Origin of the sequence: Isoptericola hypogeus, assembly GCF_039531145.1 — a bacterium.
In the GTDB taxonomy this organism is placed as follows: domain Bacteria; phylum Actinomycetota; class Actinomycetes; order Actinomycetales; family Cellulomonadaceae; genus Isoptericola; species Isoptericola hypogeus.
This window is the reverse complement of the sequence record NZ_BAAAPM010000003.1, coordinates 411122-429983: the sequence shown is the minus strand read 5'-3', so window position 1 is coordinate 429983 and position 18862 is coordinate 411122. Positions and strand designations below refer to the sequence as shown.

The window sequence follows — 18862 nt, the reverse complement described above, 5'->3', positions numbered from 1 at the left end:
AGTACCTGCTGCTCAAGCACTACCGCGGCGCTCCGGAGGCAGTGAACTGCGTGCCGATGGACCAGTGGACGCCCGAGGAGGTCTCGGCCCACATGCGGTACATGGACGACTTCGCGAAGCGGCTCGAGGGCACCGGCGAGTTCGTCGACGGCCAGGCGCTCGCCCCCGAGGGGACGTTCGTCCGGTACGACGGCGAGGGGCGCCCGCCGGTCACCGACGGCCCGTTCGCCGAGACCAAGGACCTCATCGCCGGCTGGATGGTGATCGACGTCGACAGCTACGAGCGCGCCGTCGAGCTGGCCGGGGAGCTGTCGGCGGCGCCCGGCGCGGGCGGCGAGCCGATCCACGAGTGGCTCGAGCTGCGTCCGTTCCTCGCGGCACCGCCCACCATCACGGAGTGACCCGGCCGATGGACGACGTGCTGCTCCGCAGCCTCGTGCCCAGCGTGATCGGCATCCTCGTCCGCCGCGGAGCGGACTTCGCGGCGGCCGAGGATGCCGTGCAGGACGCGCTGGTCGAGGCCGTCCGCGTCTGGCCGGCCGACCCGCCCCGGGACCCGAAGGGCTGGCTCGTCACCGTGGCCTGGCGCAAGCACCTCGACATGGTGCGCGCCGAGGCGTCCCGCCGGGGCCGCGAGGCCCGGGTCGAGCGGGAGCCCGGCCCCGGCCCCGGGGAGGCCACGGACGACACGCTGCAGCTCTACTTCCTGTGCGCCCACCCGTCGCTGACGTCGTCGTCGGCGGTCGCGCTCACGCTGCGCGCCGTGGGCGGGCTGACCACGCGCCAGATCGCGCAGGCCTATCTCGTGCCCGAGGCGACGATGGCGCAGCGCATCAGCCGGGCCAAGCGGACCGTGTCCGCGCAGCTGGCCCAGGGCGTGCGGCTCGACCGGCCGGGCGACGTCGCCACGGTGCTGCGCGTCCTCTACCTGGTCTTCAACGAGGGCTACTCCGGCGACGTCGACCTGGCGGCCGAGGCGATCCGCCTCACCCGGCAGCTCGCGGCCGCCGTCGACCACCCCGAGGTGGCCGGCCTGCTGGCCCTCATGCTGCTGCACCACGCACGACGGGACGCCCGGACCGCGCCCGACGGCGCCCTGGTGCCGCTCGCCGAGCAGGACCGGGGCCGGTGGGACACGGGGGCGATCGCCGAGGGGGTCGAGATCCTGCAGGTCGCGCTCGCGCGCGACCGGCTGGGGGAGTTCCAGGCCCAGGCCGCGGTCGCGGCGCTCCATGCCGACGCGCCCGCCGCCGAGGAGACCGACTGGGTGCAGATCGTCGAGTGGTACGACGAGCTGGTGCGTCTGACGGACAGCCCGGTCGTCCGGCTGAACCGCGCGGTGGCCGTCGGCGAGGCGGACGGGCCGCGCGCGGGGCTGGCGGAGCTCGCGGCGCTGGACGACGCGCTGCCCCGCCATGCCGCGGTGGCGGCGTACCTCCACGAGCGGGACGGCGACCCGGCGAGGGCGGCTGCGCTCTACGCCGAGGCCGCGCTCCGGGCGCCGAACCTCGCCGAGCGCGACCACCTGACGCGCCAGGCGGCCCGGCTCAACGCCCGGACGGCCCGATCGACGTAGCACCCGGTGACGGTTCTGGCACGGGAACCGTCACCGGGTGCTACGTCGCCGCGAGGTAGCGGTCGACGACGGTGTCCAGAAGCTCGGCGGGCGCGTCCTCGCCGGCGACGAGCAGGGGTGCGGTGGTGACGTCGCCGCCCGCCTTCGCGGCCAGGTCCGCGAAGAACCCAGGCGCGAGCAGGTAGGACGCGACGACGACGCGCCGTCCGGGGCGCTCCTCGCGCACCTCGTCGACAACCTCGTGCACCCGCGGCGTCGCGTTGGCGATGTATCCGACGCGCACGGGGCGGCCGAGCCGCTCGGCGAGTCGCGCCGCCGTCGTCTCGCAGTCCGCCGTCGCCCGGGCGTCGCTGGAACCGGCCGCGGCGAGCACGACGACGTCGTCGCCGCGCAACCCGGCGTCCGCCAGACGCCGCTCGAGCACGTCGACCAGCCGGTCGTCGGGGCCGAGCGCGCCGCCGAGCGTGACGTCGTGCCCCCCGCCGACGGCCGCGTCGACGTCCTCGCGCAGGTCCACGTGCACGTGGTAGCCCGCGGACAGCAGCAGCGGCACGACGACGGTCGTTCGGCCTGCGAGCGCGGCGAGGCTCGTGGGGACGTCGGGTTGCTGCACGTCGACGAACCCCGCGTGCACGGGCACGGCGTCGCCAGGGGCGCCGTCGCCGGTCGCGCCTCCCGCGAGCCGTGCCGCGACGCCGTCCACGAGCGTCGCGACGGCGTTCGCGCCGACGGACGACGACGTCCCGTGGGAGACCGCGAGGAGGGCCGGCGGGCTCGGGGCGGGCAGGGAGGGGGCGGCCGGTGTGGTCATGCCGCGACCGTACGCGCCGCGCCGCATGCCGGCGTTGCGCCCGCGTGAACGTGCGTCACGTCGTCCTCACGGCCGGCGGCGCGACGACGTGAGCCGCCCCGCTCGCGGCCCCGACGTTCGCCCACTCCCGTCGCCACGCCGGGCCGAGCCGCACGACGTCGCCGACGACGGTGACCGCGGGGGCGCGCACGCCCACGGCGGCGGCACGCTCGGCGATGTCCGCCAGGGTCCCGACGGTGGTGCGCTGGCGCGGCCCGAAACCGTCCTCGACGACCGCGACCGGCGTGGCGGCGGGGCGCCCGGCCGCGACCAGGGCGCGGGCGGTGTCGGCCAGGCGGGTGACGCCCATGAGCAGGACGACGGTGTGGTCGGTGCCGCCGGGGACCTGCCCGACGTCGTCGTGCCCGGTGAGCACGCTGAAGCCGTGCGCCACGCCGCGGTGCGTCACGGGGATGCCGGCGGCCGCGGGCACCGAGACCGCGGACGTCACGCCCGGCACCACCTCGACCTCGATGCCGTGGCTGCGGCACGCCTCGAGCTCCTCGCCGCCGCGCCCGAACACGTACGGGTCGCCGCCCTTGAGCCGCACCACGTCCCGGCCCGCCAGCGCGTGCTCGACGAGCAGCGCGGAGATCCGCTCCTGCGGCACAGGGTGGTGGCCGGCTGTCTTGCCGACGTCGATCACCTCGACGTCGTCGCCCAGGCCCGCGACCAGCGACCGGGGGGCGAGCCGGTCCACGACGACGACGTCCGCGGCCGCGAGCAGCCGCCGGCCCCGGGTCGTGACCAGGCCCGCAGCGCCAGGCCCGCCGCCCACCAGCGCGACCCGGCCGGGCCGCGGCGCGTCGTCGGGCCGCACCCGGCGCAGCGGGAGGCTGCCGTCGTCCAGCCCGGCGGCCACGGCGTCCCGGACGCGCAGCGCCCGCCGCGGGTCGCGCCCGCCCGTGACCGCGACGGTCACCTGGCCGCCCTCGACCGGCGTGCGCGCCACCGCCGGCACCCACGCGGTGCCGAGCTCGGCGTCGCCGGCCGTGACGCAGAAGGTGCGCAGCAGCTCGGCGTCCTCGGCCACTCGCGCGTCCACCGCGGGGTCGCCGGTGGCGGTGTGCACCAGCCACGCGCCGTCGAGGTCGCCGTCGCAATAGCCGCGGGTGACGTGCTCGACCACGCCGCGGGCCACGAGCGCCGCGAGCTCCTGGACGACGTCGGGCGCCACGACCCGCACCCGCGCGCCGGAGGCGAGCAGGCCGCCCACCCGGCGCAGGGCGACGGGCCCGCCGCCCACCACGACCACCAGCCGGCCGGTCACCCGCAGCCCCAGGGGGTAGGTGTCGTGCATCGCAGGACTCCGTCCGCTCATCCGTGCAGGCCGCACTCGGTCTTGTCGCGTCCTGCCCATCGTCCCGCACGGGCGTCCTCGCCGGGGGCCACCCGCTGCGTGCAGGGCGCGCAGCCGACCGACGGGTAGCCGTCGGACAGCAGCGGGTTGACGACGACGCCGTGCCGGGCGGCGTACTCCTCGACCTGCTCGTCCGTCCAGGCCGCGAGCGGGTTGATCTTCACGACGCCGTTGCGCTCGTCGAACGAGACCAGCGGGGCGTTCGCGCGGGCGGCGGTCTCGCCGCGCCGCACGCCCGTCGCCCACGCCTCGTACCCCTGCAGGGCCTTGGTCATCGGCGCGACCTTCCGCATCGCGCAGCAGGCCTCGGGGTCGCGCTCGTGCAGGCGCGGCCCGTGCGCCGCGTCCTGCTCGGCCACCGTGAGCTCGGGGCGGACGTCGACCACGTCGACGTCCATCTCGATCTCGACCGCACCACGCGTGCCGAGCGTCTCCGCGAAGTGGTAGCCGGTGTCGCCGAACAGCACCTCGACGAACGGGAGCTGGCGCGAGACCAGGTGCGCGAGCACCGTGTCCTGCATGGAGGAGGCCACAGCGAGGAACGGGCCGAACTCGCGCACGGCCCAGGCGATCACCTCCTGGGCGGTCGCCTCGGGCTTGCCGTCGCTCGCGTGCAGCTGCGCCTGCCCGCGCTCGACGACGTGCCGCAGCTCCTCGGTGGTGCGGCGGTGCCGCGAGGCGCGCGCCGCCCGTCGCTCCGTGCGGGTGCGCTCGCGCGTCGCCGCACGCTCCCGTACGCGGGCGAGCCGGGTGCCGCCGCCGGGCGTGACGGCGCTGGCCGAGCCGTTCGTGAGGGCCGTGGCGAGGACCGGGTCGGACAGGTCGACGGCCGTCATCGCAACGACTCCTCGTCGGCCCGGTGCGCCCACTGGGCGAACGTCTCGCCGGCGTCGCGCTCGGACTCGTACGTGCGGACGACCCGCTCGACGTAGTCCGCGACCTCGGTGGCGGGCACCTTGAGGCCCCGGACCGTGCGGCCCAGGCCGCCGGCGTCGCGGCCCTTTCCGACGAGCCCGCCGCCCAGGTGCACCTGGAAGCCGGGCATCTGCTCGCCGTCGACGGTGATGATCTGGCCCTTGAGGCCGACGTCCGCCGTCTGGATCCGCGCGCACGAGTTGGGGCAGCCGTTGACGTTGAGCTCGATGGGTTGCTCGAGCAGCTCGGTGACGTCGGTGAGCCGGTCCTCGAGCTCGCCGATCACGCGCGCCGCGGTGTCCTTGGTGTCGACGATCGCGAGCTTGCAGAACTCGATGCCGGTGCACGCGATGGTGGAGCGGCGGAACAGGCTCGGCCGGGCGGTGAGGCCCAGCGGCTCCAGGCCCGCCACGAGCTCGTCGACGCGGTCCGCGGGGACGCCGAGGATCACGACCTTCTGGTGCGCCGTGAGCCGGGCGCCGTCGGCCCCGACCTGCTCGAGCAGGTCGGCCAGGCCGGTGAGGGTGCCGCCGCCCACGCGGCCGACGACGGGGGCGGCGCCGACGTAGAGGCGCCCGTCCTTCTGCTCGTGGATGCCGACGTGGTCGCCGGGGCGCGTGGCGGGCGCGGGCGGCGGGCCGTCGGGCAGCCGGTAGCCGAGGTACTCGGTCTCGAGCACCTCGCGGAACTTCTCGGTGCCCCAGTCGGCGAGCAGGAACTTCAGCCGGGCCTTGTTGCGCAGCCGGCGGTAGCCGTAGTCGCGGAAGATCCGGATGACGCCGTGCCAGACGTCGGGTGCCTGGTCCTCGGTGACGAAGACGCCCAGCCGCTCGCCGAGCCGCGGGGTCGTCGACAGCGCGCCGCCGACCCACAGGTCGTACCCGGGGCCGAGCTCGGGGTGGACCACCCCGACCAGCGAGATGTCGTTGATCTCGTGCACCACGTCGAGGCTGGGGTGGCCGGTGATCGCGGTCTTGAACTTGCGGGGCAGGTTCGCCAGCTCGGGGTCGCCGATGTAGCGGCGCTTGATCTCCAGGATCACGGGCGTGGGGTCGATGATCTCGTCCGCGGCGATGCCCGCGACGGGACTGCCGAGGAAGCCGCGCGGCGAGTCGCCGCACGCCGTCGTGGTCTCGAGGCCGACGGCGTCGAGGCGCTGCCAGATCTGCGGCATGCTCTCGATCTCGACCCAGTGGTACTGGATGTTCTGCCGGTCGGTGATGTCGGCGGAGCCGCGGCCGAAGTCTCCCGAGATGCCGCCGAGCACCCGCAGCGCGGCCGGGTCGAGCAGCTGGCCGTCCGTGCGGACGCGGAGCATGAAGTAGCGGTCCTCGAGCTCGTGCGGCTCGAGCGTGGCCGTGCGGCCGCCGTCGATCCCGGGCTTGCGCTGCGTGTACAGGCCCCACCAGCGGAAACGCCCGTGCAGGTCGTCGTCGGGGATGGAGTCGAAGCCCTCGCGGGCGTAGGTGGACTCGATCCGCTCGCGCACGTCGAGCGAGTTGGACTCCGCCTTGAACTCCTCGTTGTGGTTGAGCGGCGTAGGGCCGTCGACCTTCCACTGCCCGTTCGGCCGGGTCGCGCGCGGGGGGCGGACCGTACGCGCGGCAGCGTGCTCGTCGGCCTGCCCGGTGGACTGCCCGGCGGCCTGCTCAGCGGTGCGGGTGGGTGCGGTGGTCTGCGTCGTCATCGGGGGAGTTCCTCGGGTCCTCGGGGGGCGGGACGCGCGACGACGAGCGACTCAGCGGGGGTGGGCCGAGGACCGACGGCGCGCGCCGGTGCTCAGGGCCGCGAGTCCGCGGCGGGGGCTGAGGTAGGGCGCGATCAGCGACAGCAGCACAGACAGCTGCGCATGCTGCGGCGGGCGCACGCCGACATCTCGTGACGCGTCGTCACGAGGATGGGGTGCGCGGCCGTGGTCATGGCGACGACGGTAACCGCTGCACGGCCCCGAGCGCGAGGGCTGGTCCACATGATGGGACCAGCATGTGGGACCACGATGCGGACAGCAGGGTTGCCGACGCCGGTGTCAGATCCCTGCCCGTGCGCCGATAGGCTGGCCGGCATGGAGTTCCTCTACAACGTCTTCGTCGCGCTGCACTTCGTCGGCTGGGCGATCGTCCTCGGTGGTTACATCGCGTCGATCAAGAGCCCCGGCCTGTACCGCGGGGTGTTCCACGGCGCGGCGACGGCCCTGGTGTCGGGCATCGTCATGATGGGGCTCCTCGAGTCCGGCGCCGTCGACCTGGGCTACGACGTCGACCGCACGAAGCTCACCGTCAAGCTCCTGGTCGCGCTCGTCATCGCCGTCCTCGCGTTCCTCGCCAAGCGGCAGGGCGCCAAGGGCGACAACGGCACCGGCGCCGTGGCCCCGGGGCTCAAGCACTCGATCGGCGCCCTGACGCTGGTCAACATCCTGGTCGCGGTCTTCTGGAACTGAGCGCACCGGGCCACTCGGGGCCACCGCGATGAGCGTCCTCGGGGAGGTGCTGGTCGGCCTGGCGATCGCCGTCGGACTGGTCGGCATCGTCGTGCAGGTGCTGCCCGGGAACGTGCTGGTGCTCGGCTCCGTCCTGGTGTGGGCGTGGGTCACGGGCGGCACCACCGCGTGGGTGTGCTTCGCCGTCGCGGCGGTCGCCGTGGCGCTCGCGGAGCTCGGGCAGTGGCTCCTCGCCGGACGGCACATGCGCCGGGCCGACGTGCCGTGGTCCACGCTCGCGCTCGCCGGCGTGGCCGGCGTGGTCGGGTTCTTCGTCGTCCCCGTGATCGGGCTGTTCCTGTTCTTCGCGGGCGCCGTCTATCTGGTCGAGCTCTCCCGGCGCCGCGATGCCCGGGCGGCGTGGCGGGCGACCGTCGCCGCCCTGCAGGCCACCGCCATCACCATCGGCGTCCAGCTCGCGGGCGGGGTCGTGGCGACCGTCGCCTGGGTCGTCGGGCTGGTCCTCACGTGACCCGATTCGCGCATGACTCCGCCCGCCACCGCGTCGGCCCGTGAGCGTCCGGCCGGTCAGCCGCCGCGAGGGCGGGGCCTGGGAGGTGAGCGGCCGGTCGGGTCGCTGACGGGCCGGGCACTTTCATTCGTGGCCTGCCCGCTGCCCGCTGGCCGTGAGCCGTCAGCCGCCACGCCGCGCTGGGTAGCGTGAACCCGTGGTCCCTGATCCGACGACGCGGCTGCGATTCCGCGAGATGAACCCGGCCGACCTCGACGAGATGGCGGCCCTCCTCGGTGATCCCGTGGTGATGGCGTACTACCCGGTGCCGAAGACCAGGCAGGAGGCCGCGGCTTGGATCGCCTGGAGCCGGGAGTGCTACACGGAGCACGGCCACGGGCTCTGGCTCATCGAGACGTACGACGGGGACTTCGTCGGCGACTGCGGGCTCACGTGGCAGCAGGTGAACGGCGCGCCCAGGCTCGAGGTGGGGTACCACGTCCGTACCGCGCGGCAGGGACTCGGGTACGCGACGGAGGCCGCCGCAGCCTGCCGTGATTTCGCCCGTGACGTCCTCGGGGCAGGCGAGCTCGTGGCGATCGTCCATCCCGACAACGTCGCGTCGCGCCGCGTCGCCGAGAAGATCGGCATGCGGCACGTCGACGACGACCTCGCCGGTCCCCTCGCGTTACGCACGGTCATGGGCATGCGTCTCGAAGCAGGCCCGTGCACCTGACGGCGAGGGCACCTGACGGCCGAGGCCACCTGACGGCCGAGGCCACCTGACGGCCGAGCCGCATCAGGGATCCGGCCCGACTGGGACGTGCCCTAGCCCCGCTGCGGACCGGTTCTGCTGTGGTTCGGGGTCTGCGGCTCGGGTCTGCGGCTCGGGTCTGCGGCTCGGGTCGGCTCGGCTGCGGCCGGATCTCTGCGTCGCTCCCCGCCGGGGCGGTGTGCGCCTCAGAACGGTGGTGGGTAGGGATCGCCGTGTTCCGGGTCGTCGGGTTCGGGGCTGGGCAGGCGCGGCGACGGGGGCGGGCTGTGGACGGTGGTGGCTGAGCGCTCGGGGTAGGTGCGGTGCTGACGTCCGGTGGGTGAGGTCCATTCCAGGACGCCGCCCGTGCTCGCGGTGGTGGCGGTGTTGCCGGTGCTGGGGGATGCCTGGGTGTCGGGGATCTGGCGGACGGTCCATCGGGTCTGGTGTTTGGTCACGTGGTGGGACACGTCACCCTAAGCACGGTATTGAGTCCTGTGCCCAGGAATGCCCCCCTGACCTGCACGGATAGCCGCTTGTGACCCACGTCACGCCCTCGGGTGACGGGTATCCGCCACTGCCCTTCCCCACCACCCCGGTCCCGTGCCAGGGTGCCGCCCGTGACCGACATCGCCGCCTCCCTGCCCACGCCCGACCTCGTCGCCGAGGTGCGCCGCCGCGTCGCCGAAGGCCTGCTCGAGCCCGACGCCGAGCTCGCCGTCCTCGCCGAACGGCTCGCCGAGCAGGAGGGGCTGTGATGGGACTCCCCCACTACGACAGGACCGGGCGGCCGATCACCTCGCGCGACTGGCAGGCGCTGGTGACCGACGGCGACTACCGCGTCGTCGCGCGCACCGAGGCCGGACCGGTGACCGTCTCGACGGTCTGGGTCGGCATCGACCACCAGCACAGCGCGGGCGGGCCGCCGCTCATCTTCGAGACGGCGGTCTTCGACCGGGGCGGGCCACGCGGGCGTGAGGTGCGGTACGCGACGGAGGAGGAGGCCCTGGCGGGGCACCTGGCAGTCCTCGCCGGGCGGCTGGTCTAGCGGGGAGGGCCATCGCGCCACCGCACTGGAACGGGCGTCGATGGCCTCGGCTACCGTCGTTGGCATGACCCGCTGGAAGGCCGTCGCACCGGACGGCACCAAGTCCGCCTTCGAGGCGGCCAATGACGGGGACGCCTGCGGCAAGCACGACATGTTCGCGTGCGCCCTCGCCGGGTGCCCGGACGCGCACGGCTGGACGTTCACCGACCTCGACACCGGGCGCACCATCGTGCCCGAGGAAGTCGAGGCCGCGACCGCGGCGGCGCTGACGGCGCAGCAGAAGGGCTAGGCGTTGTCGTAGATCCCGCTGTTAGCAGGACCTAGCGTGTGACGGTTGTCGTCACGGTTGTCGACCTCGCGGCGGCGGCCGACGTGCTGCAGGCCGAGGCGGACGAGAACACCCAGCGCAAGGGCCTCACGCCGTACGAGGCGTCACGGGCGCGTGAGCGGCGGGCCAAGGTGCTCGCGCCGAAGGCGGCGGAGGCGAAACGGGAGCACGGCGGGACCGCGCCAGGCCGAACGAGCACTGGTGCCAACCTGGCACCAGTGTCGGCGCGCAAGACGCGGAACGTCGCCGCGACTGGCACTGGCTACAGCGGCTCCACCCTCGACAAGGTCGACACCATCCGCGACGCCGCGGAGGCGCTCGCGCTCGTGGCGCAAGGGAAGCGGAGCAACGGGCGATGGGCGCGAGGCTCGGTGCCAGCGACACCCGCTAATGGAGGATCCTCCATTAGCGGCGACGGCTGGATCATGGCGATGAAGCAGGTCGGCGCCGTCTACGACGCCCTCGGCGAGCCGGGCCTGACCGCCGTGCTGCGCGGCCACGTCTCGCTCAACGCCGCTGTCGAGCAGGCCAGGATCAAGCTCGAGGACGACGCCCGCGTCACCGTCCCAGCGCCTCGCAGCACTCCCGCGCCACCCACGCCGTCCACGGCCGGCCGCCGGGGTAGTCGGCGGTGAACGCGAGCAGCCGCCCGCCCTCGGCCCGGTACTCCACGACGCCCTCCACGGTCACCGTGGTGCCCTCGTAGCTGCGGGCCGTGCACCTGGCGGGTACCGATTCGGGCAGGCGCTCCTGGCGCCGGGGCGCGGTGACGTGGTGGGCGATCAGTCCGGGGCGCTGCTGGGCGGGCTCGCGGGTCATGGGGGCAGTGTCCGCCGGGGCGGTGACAGCGGGCCCTGGGCGGGGCCCGTCGACGGCGCCGGGCGGGCGTGTTGAGGACGACCGCCGGGTATGACGCCCTCGGGCGTCGCGGAGGATGGATCCTCCCTCTCCTATGGACGCCCCCGTCCGGCTTCGGCCGGACGGGGGCGTCGCGGTTTCGGCCGACGTCGGCCGCTACCCGATGCACCCACGCCCGAGCTCGTCGCGGGCCGACGCCGAGGTGTCGATCCCGAGGTCGCGCGCCCGCCGTAGGTCGACCATCCCCTGCTCCTCGGGGTGCGCGAGGCCAGCCGCAAGGCACCATGCGCTGCGCACCGCGTCGAACCGGGTCCACGGGTGCGCCTCGGCCAGGGTCCGGGGTGCCCGCTCGGGCTCGAGCGCGTCGATGAGCGGCACGCCGACGCGCACGTCGAGCCCGAGGTCGACCACGAGCCGGGCCACGGCGCCGGCGTCGGCCCACAGCGGGTGGTCGCGGTCGGCGAGTGCGTCGGGCACCGGGCCGACGGCCGCCGGAGGTGTGCCCCTGCGCCTAGCCACGGCCGACCATGCCGTCGGACCAGCACCACACCCTGGACCCCGCGAGGAACGCCCACGCGGCCGCGTGCGGGGCGAACAGCTCGGCGGGCGCCCCGCCGGCGGGAGCGGCCCGGACAGCGCGCCTGCCGGCCATCACGCGCCCGTGTCGCGCACGTGTCCCGCCCAGCGGGCGCGCGCGGCGTGCTGGGCGCGCAGCGACGTCGCCGTGGGCACCTTGTGCCCGTCCTCGGCATCCTCGAGCCCGAGTGCCGCGAGCAGCCGGTGCAGGGCGAGCCGCTGGCCACGGAGCTCGGTGACGGCCGGGTGCAGGCGGTCCTGGCCCGACGCCCCCGCCACGGTGAGGCCGTCGCGCTTCACCTGGGCCTCGAGCTCGTCGACGAGGTCGAGCGTGCGGCAGCACTCGGTCAGCAGCGCCGTCTCCGAGGCCGTGAGCTCGAACTCCGCGACCGTCTCGCGCCAGAACTGGCCACCTCGGGTGCCGAGCCCGGATGGCGCGGGTATCGCGTTGGTCATCGTTCCTCCCTGGATTCGATGGTGAAGGACTGCCCCACTAGTCCGAGGCCTACACCGGCGGTCCGGGACGGCGGGGCGAGGGGTGCCCCCGTGGGGGTCGTCGCGCGCTCGGCGACGGTTCGGCAAGGAAGTGGTCAAGTGACGGGTCGCGTCGCTCGTTGGTCGTCGCCGCACCACGTCGTCCGCCGTCGCTGGCGTTGCAGGCCACGCACTGCGGGCCGAGGTAGCCGCCCCGCTCGTGATCGTGCCCGAGCTGCCAGTCGCCGCCGACGAGGCGCACGCCGCACTGGGTGCAGCGCACGACCTCGCCGGCATCGATCCGCCGCTGCCATCGGTCACGCCGCGCGACGTGAGCGCTCGAGTAGCCGCGACGCTTGCGCGTGCCACGACGGCGCTCGTACTCGCGGGCGTGCTCGGTGCAGTACCGCTCGCCGTTCGTCAAGACGACCGGGCAGGCGGGCACGGGGCAGCGACGGCCGACCACGACTCACGCCGCCGTCGACGCGCTGCGGGTGACGCGCAGGACGTGCGCGCGACGCACCTGTTCGAGCCGCTCGGTGAGGTCGCTGACCGACGGCGCGTAGGCCAGGTGCAGGCCCCCGTACTCCGCCCGCGCCATGCCCACCAGGAAGGTGCGCGGGTCGGCGTGGTATGTCTTGCACGCCCGACGAACAGCCTCGGCTGCCGCGACCTCGTCGTTACTGCTGATCGGCCGGTCCGTCAGGTCGTGCACGACCACCTGCGCGACGTGTCCCGGGTTGACGAGTAGGGCCACGCCTCCGCCGAGCACCCGCTGGCCCCCGACGAGCGGAGGCGTCACCTCGATCCCTCCGGCGAGGGTGAGCATCTCGTCGAGCAGGTCGCTCGCCTCGATGAACGCGCGGCGCGCGTCGGCAGCGAGGACGTGCTCGGGCTCGAGGGCGTTGGCTCCGGCGGGGAGCCGAGCCGCCACCTTCTCGAGCTTGCGGGCCCGCTCGTCGAACGCGACGGCGAACGTGGCGTGCAGGTCGTCGGCGACGCTGGCGTGGGCCTGGCCTGCCAGGGCGCTCAACGAGTGGCTGATGCTCTGCCCTGCCGCGAGGAGGAATGCACGGCGCTGGTACTCGCGGGCCGCGACGTCGAGGGCCTCGTCGAAGCGGTCGGGGCCGGCGGCGATGACGTCGTCGACGAGGTCGCCAGTGGGTGCGCCGTAGCCAGGAGTGGACCTGGGGCGCGCGTCGGCGAACAGGTTACGCATCCTGTGGGCGTCGACGATGGGCGCGGGCATCTCGGCGCCGGCCACCTCAAGGGCGGCGGCGAGGTTGATCGGGATCTTCTTGGGCATGTCACTTCTCCTTATTCGTGGTGTCGTCGGTGGTCAGGTCGCGCTGCAGCGCGAGGGCGGATGACGGGCCGAAGGCGCCGGCCGCGTCCAACGCCTCGCTGAACAGGCGCCCGTTCTCCTCGGTGCGCCTCCGCGCGGCCAGTCGGGGGTCCTCGAGCTCACGGCCCTCGACGACCAGTTCGGCCGCCGCCGCGAGCTCGGCGAGTTCGTCGTCGCGAGCCTCGGCCTGCGTGGAAATGGCGTCGGCCAGGCCAGCGCCCCCAACTCGGCCGCGGGCGCGTTCGGCATCGCGCTGCCGGGCGCGGGCCTCGCGGACGCGCTGGGCTCGGACCTCCTGGGTGGTGAGCCGGGTCGTGTGGGCCTGGTCGATGTGCGGGGTCATCTGTCCTCCTTGATGGATAGGTCGTCATGCCGGGCACGCCACGCATGGGCCGCGGCGAGCTCGTGGGGGCAGGTGCTGAACCGGTGCCGGCCGCACTGGTCGCAGCGCCACTGCAGACCGCCGTGGTTGGACCTGCGGAATCGGACTCGGACCTCGTGGCCGCTTTCATCGACGACGGCGACGAACGCGACGAACTCCACAGGGCGGGCCGAGGTGCGGATGCGTACCGGCTGGGCGGTGGTCACGCCGCCTCCGTTCGCCGTCGTGGTCGTCCTCGCCGGCCACGTCGCTCGGCTTCGACGATGCCGCCGAGCACGCCCTGCTCGGCCGGGTGGGCCTCGACGTACCAGCGGCAGGCGGCGAGGGCGTCGCACTCGCGGCAGGCCCTCGCGGCGGCCCGCTGCTCGTCCTCGTCTTGGGCGAGCCAGGCCGCCGAGGCGGCGAGGCCGACCGCGCGGCACGGGAGCGTGCCGCCGGTGTCCTCCACCTCGTCCAGGACGGATAGCAGGACGGCGTAGTCCTCGGCGAGGTCGGTGGGGATCGGCGTCATGGGGCCTCCTCGGGTGGTGGCACCGGGTCGACCTCGTCGGCTGCGGTCCGGAGGAGACGCGCCGCGACTGCCCGCGCGCGGGGATCGCCGCACGACCCGCAGATGACCCGGGCTGCCTCGATGGCCAGCACCAGTGCCGGGCGGTCCTCGTAGGACGGGCAGCCGATGGTGAAGTCCTGCCCGTGCTCCTGCGCGAGCCAGGCCCGCGCGTAGCGCTCGGCCTCCGCGTGGAGGTCGAGCTCGGCGAGCGGGACGGTGATGTTGCCGAACCCGTCGGACGGGGCGGCGGGGCGGTAGCCGAGGCCGGCCATGCGGGCGTAGGTGGAAGCGACCTGAAGGTCGAGCGTGGTGGTCATCTTTGTCCTCTCGGTGGAGTCGCTGATCGGTTGTCCCCGTGCCCGCCGGTGGTAGTCCGTACGTCCCCCCCTTAAGGGGACGGGGGGGACATACGTCCCCGGCGTCCCCGTCATGTCCCCGGGGACGTCGGGGACATGTCGGTGAGGTAGTGCAGGCGGGCGTTCCCTGCGGCTTCACGTCGCACGAGTCCGTCGCGCACGAGCTCGGTGATGGCGGGCCCTTCGTCGCCCTTGGTGAACGTCACGCCGCGCTCGCGCAGCAGCCGCTCCACCTGCCGGCTGTTCGCCCCGGGGTTCGCCCCTATCACCATGAGCAGCCCGCTGCGCAGGGCGAGCCGCTTGGCATCGTGGCGAGCCGACGCCCGCGAGACGTCCGCGCGGAACGTCAGGGTGCGCCCGTCCCCGTCGAGCTCCACCTGGCCCTCGCGCACGTCGGATTCGCGCCCGTACGCGCCGAAGAACCTCGGCACGTCCCGGTCGTCGGTCGGCGCGTCCGGGTCGGCGGGCTTGGCCCGGCGCAGGTTCCAGATCTCGTCGGGCCAGTCGAGGATGCGCGAGTCGCCCCGGGCGTGCTCGCCGTTGTGCCCGGTGTGGTGGCTGAGCACGTACGTGCCGACCCCGGCCTCGGCCATGAGCTCGTCGAGGGCCTCGAGGAACCGGCCCGCCTCGCGGTGTTCGTCGAGGCCGAGGGCGTCCAGGAACGGGCGCAGGCAGTCGAGCAGCGCCGCGTCGGCGCCGGCGAGGCACTCGGCCCACCGCGACCGGATGGACGGGTCCAGGATGTTGAACGACGACGCCGCGCCGCGCAGGTCGATGAGGTCGACCCGGTCGGGGTGGGCGATGGCGAGCTGGCGATACCACCGCGCGAGTCGGGCGCGCCCCATCTCGTTGTCGAGGACCACGATCTTGCCGACGGCCCTGGTGGGGAACTCCCCGAGGAACGACACGCCGTCGACCCAGGAGCGCACGAGGTTCCCGCCGAGGGTGGTCTTGCCCGCCTTGTGCTGGGCGTTGAGCAACCCCTTGGAGTTCGCCCCCAGGAGCCGGTCGACCGACCAGGTGACCTCCTCGTCCGGCTCGGTGAGCAGGTCGGCGAGCGACCGGCGCGTGGGGATCGCGACGGCGCCGGCCTTCTCGCGTGCCACGAGATCGCGTGCGGCCTCGCGCACCCGCAGGCGCTGGGCCTCGAGGGCAACGTCCCGGGCGAAGGTGTCGGCCACCACCTCGGGCCCGTCCTCACCCTGGGAAGCCTCGCGCGGCGAGGTGTTCAGCGACTGAACACGCGGCTCTGGCCCGCGCGGGTGCTCCTTGCCCGACCCGATGCCCGACGCGATGGTGGCGGCGGTCTCGCGGGCGGGGAGCCCGGCGGCCTGGGCGGCGGCGGTGAGCGCGGCCACCACCTCGTCCTCGACGAGCTGGCCGCCTGCCACGAGCTGCCCGCACGCGAACGACGCGACGTTGAGCTGGTCGTTGCGGGTGCCCACGTGCGCCGCCGCGACTGCCCGGGCCTCGTCGTCGAGCGCCTTGCGGCCGTAAGGCGTGCCACCGGGCGACGCTGGCGGATTCTCGGAATTCCGAGAGTTCGCACCGCCGGACTTCAGCAGGTCGAGGAAGTGGGGTAGCTCCTTACGTGCCTCGGACCGCATCATGGCGACGATGTCGACGGGCTCCCACGGTGTCTCCTCGGCACTCACGGTGTCTCCACCCCCTCGGCTCGCGCGCATGTGGCGCACAGGCCGCCGGCGACCTCGACGCGGGGGCGTGGGCGGTAGCGGACGACGTAGAACGGCCGTCCCGGCGGCGTGTACCGCCGGCACCTGTCGCAGCACCTGTCCTCGCGGCTGCCGGGGTGACCAGTGCGCCCGAGCGGCGTGACGACGAGGTCGTGTCGGGGCAGGGGGAGGGCATCGAGCCGGCGCAGCAGCTCCCCGACGCGGGCACGCAACCAGTGACTCGGTTCGTCGACGACGTAGACGTTGCGCGCTAGCGTGGTCGTGGTGATGTCGGATGGGCCGCCCTGGCGGGGGCGGCCTTTTCGCTGCGTCACGCGGCCCGCCCCCCATCGTCGGCGGGCACCGGCGCCGGATCGACGAAGACGCTGCGCGCCAGGGCGACCCGCCGATCTCGTACCGCGCGGGCGTGGGGCCCGAGGACGCGCAGCAGCACGGCCGCCTGCTCGTCGGTGGGCGGCCCGAGTCGGGCAACCTGCTCGGCTACCCAGGTCTGGTCGATCTCGAAGCCCATGCGGCTCACCCGACCGGGATGAGCAGGGCCTCGACGTCGTCGCGGCGGAAGCGGGTGCTCCGCCCGCTGCCCACCCGGTAGGCCTGGATGTCGCCGTTGGCGGCCAGGCGGTCGACAGTGCGGATCGTGACGCCCAGATAGTCGGCCGTCCAGTCGCGGGTAACCCACGTGGGCGGCGCTTCCGGGGGCGGCGCTTCCGGGGGCGGCGGCGGCTTGAGCTCGGTGCGTGAGAGCATGGCAAGGCCCTCCCTCGAGGGGGTCGCGCGGCGGCTCGCTCCTGGTATCCGCCAAGATCTGCGGAGCGGGTCGCCGTCGTTTCGGCTGCTGTGCCCCTGACGCTAGGTGTCCGCTCGGGTCCGCGCCCCGACCGTCACGTCCGCCCTCGTGGCTGGTGGTGAACAGCGCGACGGAATCGTGAACCGGTGTCCGACTGGGCCGGACGGCGATCCACGATTCCGAACGCCCCGAGCGATTCTGTGGCCTTCGTCACACTTGCACGTCGCGCGTGTCGTCAGCCCGCGCCGAGCCCCGGCACCTTGGGCTCGATGCGCAGCCGCTCGCGCGGGTTGAACGCCTTCCGCCCTCGCCCGCCGGGCAGGATGACCACCGTCATGAGCGCGGCCACGAGGTCGCGCTTCTCGCCAGGCGTCGCGTCGTCCCACGCCTCTGCGGCCTCGCCGTCGAGCCAGCGGGTGAGTTCGGGTCGCGGCCCGGCGTCAGCGAGACGCGCTCGGGCATCAGCGAGGTCCGCGTCGACGACGCGCAGCAAGTCGGCGTACTCGGCGTCGTCGTACGCGCCGTCGGCGTAGGCCCTGGCGATGCGGCGGCGGCGTTCGGTCAGCCCGGCGATGCGCGCCTCCTGGGCCGCGACCTCGGCTGGGTCGCCGGACAGCAGCGCCGGGGTGCGCGGGTCCTCGAGGTAGGCGAGCACGACCTCCCGGACCGCTGCCTCGGCGTGATGCGTGCGCACGCTCGTACCGTGGCACTCCGCGCAGTTGTACGACCGGTGGCTGGAGTCGGTCGCGTAGCGCCGCCCGGTCTTGGACGCCGACGGTGCCGTCACGCGGGTCCGCCCCCGGCACTCGGTGCCGTCGGGCAGCAACTTCCCGCAGACGGCGACGCCGACCAGCCAGTTGCGGATCTCCCGATGGCGCAGCCCGGCGGGGCGTCGGGTGCGCCCCGGGTCGCCGAGGATGAGGTTCACCTGCTCGAAGGTGTCGTCGTCGAGGATCGCCGGGAACTTCCCCGGGTACGTGGCGCCCTGGTACTCGATCCGCGCGACGTTGGCCGGACGGCGCACCAGCGACGTGAGCGAGCCGTGGCTCCACTGCGGAAACCGGGCTCGGCGGTCGCGCAGGTCCGCCACGATGTCGGTCAGCGCCTCGCCGGAGACGGTGCGCTCCGCGACTTCGGTGACGACCTCTGCTGCCACGCCGCGCGAGGTCTGGTCGCCCACGGAGCCGTCACGGGCCTTGTTCGCGATCTCGGCCATGCGCGCGGTCGGCACGGCGCGGGCGGTCAGGTCCTTCTTGATCGAGTTGAGCGACTCGCCCGCCACGATCCGCCGCGCGATCTCCTGGACGACCTGCGCGGCCTCGGGGTCGAGTTCCATCGCCCCGCCAAGGCCTCGCCGCCAGCCGTACCGGACGCCGTTCGTGGGCTCGCCGAGCACCTCCACACGGTGACGGTTGGCGCGGTGGATGCGCTCGCGCGTCTCCTCGGCCTCGCCCGCGGAGATGCCGTAGTTGATGCGCGCCATGCGGCGACCGGCGGCCGTGGATAGGTCGATGTCGCCGCCGACCGCCGTGGCGATCAGGAAGCCCGTCTCCTCGTTGAGTTCGATCAGGTCCTCCCACTCGCGGGGGCGGCGGGTGATCCGGGAGGACGAGTAGGCGACGACGACGTCGACCTCGCCTGCCCGGATGGACTCGATCATCGCGTCGTAGTTCGGGCGCGGCTTGGTGGACGCCGTCGAGGCGCTGATGTCGTTGTCGGTGTATTCGGCGACGACTGTGAGCCCGCGACGTGCTGCGAGGGCGCGGGAGTCGATCTGCTGCCGCTCGACGCCGACCTCCCGGCCCTCCTTGTCCTCGGAGATGCGGAAGTAGAGAGCCGCCCTGGGCGCGGCCTCGGCGGCGCTCACGCGATCACCTCGACGACGGTGCCCGTGGCTCCCCAGCGCCCGTCAGCGACGCGGACGGCCATCTGTGCGCCCTCGTATGGGTGGCGCTCGAGCGTCCCGGCGTAGCGGGTGCCGTCGGTGGTCGTGTAGATGGCGCGCTGCCCGACGAGGTCGGCGAGCTGGACGTCGTCGCGGGCGAGGTCGATGGTCTGCGTATCGCGGCTGGTCATGCCCCG

The 18862-nt window shown here is 74.0% G+C and carries 27 protein-coding genes; 9 read left to right on the top strand and 18 right to left on the bottom strand.

The genetic code is table 11. The annotated features are described in order from the left end of the window. Together ABD254_RS04270 and ABD254_RS04265 are read left to right on the top strand one after the other, a co-directional pair. Nucleotides 1–401, top strand: a 401-nt coding sequence (locus tag ABD254_RS04270; RefSeq protein WP_344245987.1) for a YciI family protein, incomplete at its 5' end; no start/stop codon positions are given. 8 nt (nucleotides 402–409) lie between these two features. After that, a complete protein-coding gene (locus ABD254_RS04265) occupies nucleotides 410–1576 on the top strand; it encodes an RNA polymerase sigma factor (RefSeq protein WP_344248488.1) in 1167 nt (388 codons plus the stop codon). A gap of 40 nt (nucleotides 1577–1616) precedes the next feature. Here ABD254_RS04265 and ABD254_RS04260 read toward each other — a convergent pair whose 3' ends face one another. Genes ABD254_RS04260 through ABD254_RS04245 form a run of 4 tightly spaced genes read right to left on the bottom strand, consistent with a single transcriptional unit; the run spans nucleotide 1617 to nucleotide 6388 of the window. Beyond that, the gene (locus tag ABD254_RS04260; RefSeq protein ID WP_344245985.1) at nucleotides 1617–2387 is read right to left on the bottom strand and encodes a sirohydrochlorin chelatase; all 771 of its coding nucleotides are present in this window, start codon (nucleotides 2385–2387) and stop codon (nucleotides 1617–1619) included. A 55-nt stretch (nucleotides 2388–2442) separates the two neighbouring features. Further along, nucleotides 2443–3726 carry a uroporphyrinogen-III C-methyltransferase gene (gene cobA / locus ABD254_RS04255; protein WP_344245983.1) on the bottom strand — a complete coding sequence of 428 codons (1284 nt, stop codon included), beginning with the start codon at nucleotides 3724–3726 and terminating at the stop codon, nucleotides 2443–2445. A 17-nt stretch (nucleotides 3727–3743) separates the two neighbouring features. Beyond that, nucleotides 3744–4622, bottom strand: a complete 879-nt coding sequence (locus tag ABD254_RS04250; RefSeq protein ID WP_344245981.1) for a phosphoadenylyl-sulfate reductase — start codon at nucleotides 4620–4622, stop codon at nucleotides 3744–3746. Continuing rightward, on the bottom strand, nucleotides 4619–6388 hold the full coding sequence (locus ABD254_RS04245; RefSeq protein WP_344245979.1) for a nitrite/sulfite reductase: 1770 nt from the start codon (nucleotides 6386–6388) through the stop codon (nucleotides 4619–4621). The genes ABD254_RS04250 and ABD254_RS04245 overlap by 4 nt, the downstream gene beginning before the upstream one ends. Before the next feature lie 375 nt (nucleotides 6389–6763). On the opposite strand from ABD254_RS04245, the gene ABD254_RS04240 reads away from it, so the two are divergent. The 3 genes from ABD254_RS04240 to ABD254_RS04230 all read left to right on the top strand — a co-directional run bounded on the left by ABD254_RS04240 (nucleotide 6764) and on the right by ABD254_RS04230 (nucleotide 8364). Continuing rightward, on the top strand, nucleotides 6764–7138 hold the full coding sequence (locus ABD254_RS04240) for a hypothetical protein (RefSeq protein WP_344245977.1): 375 nt from the start codon (nucleotides 6764–6766) through the stop codon (nucleotides 7136–7138). A 28-nt stretch (nucleotides 7139–7166) separates the two neighbouring features. Beyond that, nucleotides 7167–7649 carry a DUF456 domain-containing protein gene (locus ABD254_RS04235; protein ID WP_344245975.1) on the top strand — a complete coding sequence of 161 codons (483 nt, stop codon included), beginning with the start codon at nucleotides 7167–7169 and terminating at the stop codon, nucleotides 7647–7649. Between the two features lie 196 nt (nucleotides 7650–7845). Continuing rightward, complete coding sequence (locus tag ABD254_RS04230; protein ID WP_344245973.1) at nucleotides 7846–8364, top strand: GNAT family N-acetyltransferase; 519 nt, start codon at nucleotides 7846–7848, stop codon at nucleotides 8362–8364. Between the two features lie 224 nt (nucleotides 8365–8588). Here ABD254_RS04230 and ABD254_RS04225 read toward each other — a convergent pair whose 3' ends face one another. After that, complete coding sequence (locus tag ABD254_RS04225; protein WP_344245971.1) at nucleotides 8589–8852, bottom strand: hypothetical protein; 264 nt, start codon at nucleotides 8850–8852, stop codon at nucleotides 8589–8591. Between the two features lie 150 nt (nucleotides 8853–9002). Here ABD254_RS04225 and ABD254_RS04220 point away from each other — a divergent pair, with 150 nt between their 5' ends. From ABD254_RS04220 to ABD254_RS04205, 4 genes are all read left to right on the top strand, one after another. Then, nucleotides 9003–9140 (top strand): hypothetical protein, encoded by a 138-nt coding sequence (locus ABD254_RS04220; RefSeq protein WP_344245969.1) that lies wholly within the window; start codon nucleotides 9003–9005, stop codon nucleotides 9138–9140. Next, nucleotides 9140–9430 carry a hypothetical protein gene (locus ABD254_RS04215; RefSeq protein ID WP_344245967.1) on the top strand — a complete coding sequence of 97 codons (291 nt, stop codon included), beginning with the start codon at nucleotides 9140–9142 and terminating at the stop codon, nucleotides 9428–9430. The genes ABD254_RS04220 and ABD254_RS04215 overlap by 1 nt, the downstream gene beginning before the upstream one ends. A 64-nt stretch (nucleotides 9431–9494) precedes the next feature. Continuing rightward, on the top strand, nucleotides 9495–9719 hold the full coding sequence (locus tag ABD254_RS04210; protein WP_344245965.1) for a hypothetical protein: 225 nt from the start codon (nucleotides 9495–9497) through the stop codon (nucleotides 9717–9719). A 38-nt stretch (nucleotides 9720–9757) separates the two neighbouring features. Continuing rightward, nucleotides 9758–10393, top strand: coding sequence for a hypothetical protein (locus tag ABD254_RS04205; protein ID WP_344245963.1), 636 nt, complete (start codon nucleotides 9758–9760; stop codon nucleotides 10391–10393). On the opposite strand, the gene ABD254_RS04200 is transcribed toward ABD254_RS04205, so the two are convergent. The 13 genes from ABD254_RS04200 to ABD254_RS04140 form a co-directional block, all read right to left on the bottom strand. Continuing rightward, nucleotides 10317–10577 carry a hypothetical protein gene (locus ABD254_RS04200; protein WP_344245961.1) on the bottom strand — a complete coding sequence of 87 codons (261 nt, stop codon included), beginning with the start codon at nucleotides 10575–10577 and terminating at the stop codon, nucleotides 10317–10319. The two genes, ABD254_RS04205 and ABD254_RS04200, sit on opposite strands and share 77 nt — an antisense overlap. Before the next feature lie 195 nt (nucleotides 10578–10772). Beyond that, on the bottom strand, nucleotides 10773–11093 hold the full coding sequence (locus tag ABD254_RS04195; RefSeq protein WP_344245959.1) for a hypothetical protein: 321 nt from the start codon (nucleotides 11091–11093) through the stop codon (nucleotides 10773–10775). Nucleotides 11094–11267: 174 nt separating this feature from the next. Next, a complete protein-coding gene (locus ABD254_RS04190) occupies nucleotides 11268–11648 on the bottom strand; it encodes a P27 family phage terminase small subunit (protein WP_344245957.1) in 381 nt (126 codons plus the stop codon). A 487-nt stretch (nucleotides 11649–12135) separates the two neighbouring features. Next, entirely contained in the window at nucleotides 12136–12972 is an 837-nt protein-coding gene (locus ABD254_RS04185; protein WP_344245955.1) for a hypothetical protein, read from the bottom strand. A gap of 1 nt (nucleotide 12973) precedes the next feature. Next, a complete protein-coding gene (locus ABD254_RS04180) occupies nucleotides 12974–13354 on the bottom strand; it encodes a hypothetical protein (protein ID WP_344245953.1) in 381 nt (126 codons plus the stop codon). Next, the gene (locus ABD254_RS04175) at nucleotides 13351–13599 is read right to left on the bottom strand and encodes a hypothetical protein (protein WP_344245951.1); all 249 of its coding nucleotides are present in this window, start codon (nucleotides 13597–13599) and stop codon (nucleotides 13351–13353) included. The genes ABD254_RS04180 and ABD254_RS04175 overlap by 4 nt, the downstream gene beginning before the upstream one ends. After that, a complete protein-coding gene (locus tag ABD254_RS04170; RefSeq protein ID WP_344245949.1) occupies nucleotides 13596–13904 on the bottom strand; it encodes a WhiB family transcriptional regulator in 309 nt (102 codons plus the stop codon). The genes ABD254_RS04175 and ABD254_RS04170 overlap by 4 nt, the downstream gene beginning before the upstream one ends. Next, a complete protein-coding gene (locus tag ABD254_RS04165) occupies nucleotides 13901–14260 on the bottom strand; it encodes a hypothetical protein (RefSeq protein ID WP_344245947.1) in 360 nt (119 codons plus the stop codon). The genes ABD254_RS04170 and ABD254_RS04165 overlap by 4 nt, the downstream gene beginning before the upstream one ends. Nucleotides 14261–14370: 110 nt before the next feature. After that, nucleotides 14371–15954 (bottom strand): AAA family ATPase, encoded by a 1584-nt coding sequence (locus ABD254_RS04160; protein ID WP_344245945.1) that lies wholly within the window; start codon nucleotides 15952–15954, stop codon nucleotides 14371–14373. A gap of 349 nt (nucleotides 15955–16303) precedes the next feature. Then, nucleotides 16304–16504, bottom strand: coding sequence for a hypothetical protein (locus tag ABD254_RS04155; protein WP_344245943.1), 201 nt, complete (start codon nucleotides 16502–16504; stop codon nucleotides 16304–16306). 5 nt (nucleotides 16505–16509) lie between these two features. Next, on the bottom strand, nucleotides 16510–16740 hold the full coding sequence (locus ABD254_RS04150; protein WP_344245941.1) for an excisionase family DNA-binding protein: 231 nt from the start codon (nucleotides 16738–16740) through the stop codon (nucleotides 16510–16512). Nucleotides 16741–17015: 275 nt separating this feature from the next. Next, nucleotides 17016–18647, bottom strand: a complete 1632-nt coding sequence (locus ABD254_RS04145; RefSeq protein ID WP_344245939.1) for a recombinase family protein — start codon at nucleotides 18645–18647, stop codon at nucleotides 17016–17018. After that, entirely contained in the window at nucleotides 18644–18856 is a 213-nt protein-coding gene (locus ABD254_RS04140; protein WP_344245937.1) for a hypothetical protein, read from the bottom strand. The genes ABD254_RS04145 and ABD254_RS04140 overlap by 4 nt, the downstream gene beginning before the upstream one ends. Between the last annotated feature and the right edge of the window lie 6 nt (nucleotides 18857–18862).

What these genes read in the sequence shown, in the direction of transcription:
- ABD254_RS04265 (WP_344248488.1), top strand. Translation starts at nt 410, where the DNA reads ATGGACGACGTGCTGCTCCGCAGCCTCGTGCCCAGCGTGATCGGCATC.
- ABD254_RS04260 (WP_344245985.1), bottom strand. Translation starts at nt 2,387, where the DNA reads ATGACCACACCGGCCGCCCCCTCCCTGCCCGCCCCGAGCCCGCCGGCC.
- cobA (WP_344245983.1), bottom strand. Translation starts at nt 3,726, where the DNA reads ATGCACGACACCTACCCCCTGGGGCTGCGGGTGACCGGCCGGCTGGTG.
- ABD254_RS04250 (WP_344245981.1), bottom strand. Translation starts at nt 4,622, where the DNA reads ATGACGGCCGTCGACCTGTCCGACCCGGTCCTCGCCACGGCCCTCACG.
- ABD254_RS04245 (WP_344245979.1), bottom strand. Translation starts at nt 6,388, where the DNA reads ATGACGACGCAGACCACCGCACCCACCCGCACCGCTGAGCAGGCCGCC.
- ABD254_RS04240 (WP_344245977.1), top strand. Translation starts at nt 6,764, where the DNA reads ATGGAGTTCCTCTACAACGTCTTCGTCGCGCTGCACTTCGTCGGCTGG.
- ABD254_RS04235 (WP_344245975.1), top strand. Translation starts at nt 7,167, where the DNA reads ATGAGCGTCCTCGGGGAGGTGCTGGTCGGCCTGGCGATCGCCGTCGGA.
- ABD254_RS04215 (WP_344245967.1), top strand. Translation starts at nt 9,140, where the DNA reads ATGGGACTCCCCCACTACGACAGGACCGGGCGGCCGATCACCTCGCGC.
- ABD254_RS04210 (WP_344245965.1), top strand. Translation starts at nt 9,495, where the DNA reads ATGACCCGCTGGAAGGCCGTCGCACCGGACGGCACCAAGTCCGCCTTC.
- ABD254_RS04200 (WP_344245961.1), bottom strand. Translation starts at nt 10,577, where the DNA reads ATGACCCGCGAGCCCGCCCAGCAGCGCCCCGGACTGATCGCCCACCAC.
- ABD254_RS04190 (WP_344245957.1), bottom strand. Translation starts at nt 11,648, where the DNA reads ATGACCAACGCGATACCCGCGCCATCCGGGCTCGGCACCCGAGGTGGC.
- ABD254_RS04185 (WP_344245955.1), bottom strand. Translation starts at nt 12,972, where the DNA reads ATGCCCAAGAAGATCCCGATCAACCTCGCCGCCGCCCTTGAGGTGGCC.
- ABD254_RS04180 (WP_344245953.1), bottom strand. Translation starts at nt 13,354, where the DNA reads ATGACCCCGCACATCGACCAGGCCCACACGACCCGGCTCACCACCCAG.
- ABD254_RS04170 (WP_344245949.1), bottom strand. Translation starts at nt 13,904, where the DNA reads ATGACGCCGATCCCCACCGACCTCGCCGAGGACTACGCCGTCCTGCTA.
- ABD254_RS04165 (WP_344245947.1), bottom strand. Translation starts at nt 14,260, where the DNA reads ATGACCACCACGCTCGACCTTCAGGTCGCTTCCACCTACGCCCGCATG.
- ABD254_RS04155 (WP_344245943.1), bottom strand. Translation starts at nt 16,504, where the DNA reads ATGGGCTTCGAGATCGACCAGACCTGGGTAGCCGAGCAGGTTGCCCGA.
- ABD254_RS04150 (WP_344245941.1), bottom strand. Translation starts at nt 16,740, where the DNA reads ATGCTCTCACGCACCGAGCTCAAGCCGCCGCCGCCCCCGGAAGCGCCG.
- ABD254_RS04140 (WP_344245937.1), bottom strand. Translation starts at nt 18,856, where the DNA reads ATGACCAGCCGCGATACGCAGACCATCGACCTCGCCCGCGACGACGTC.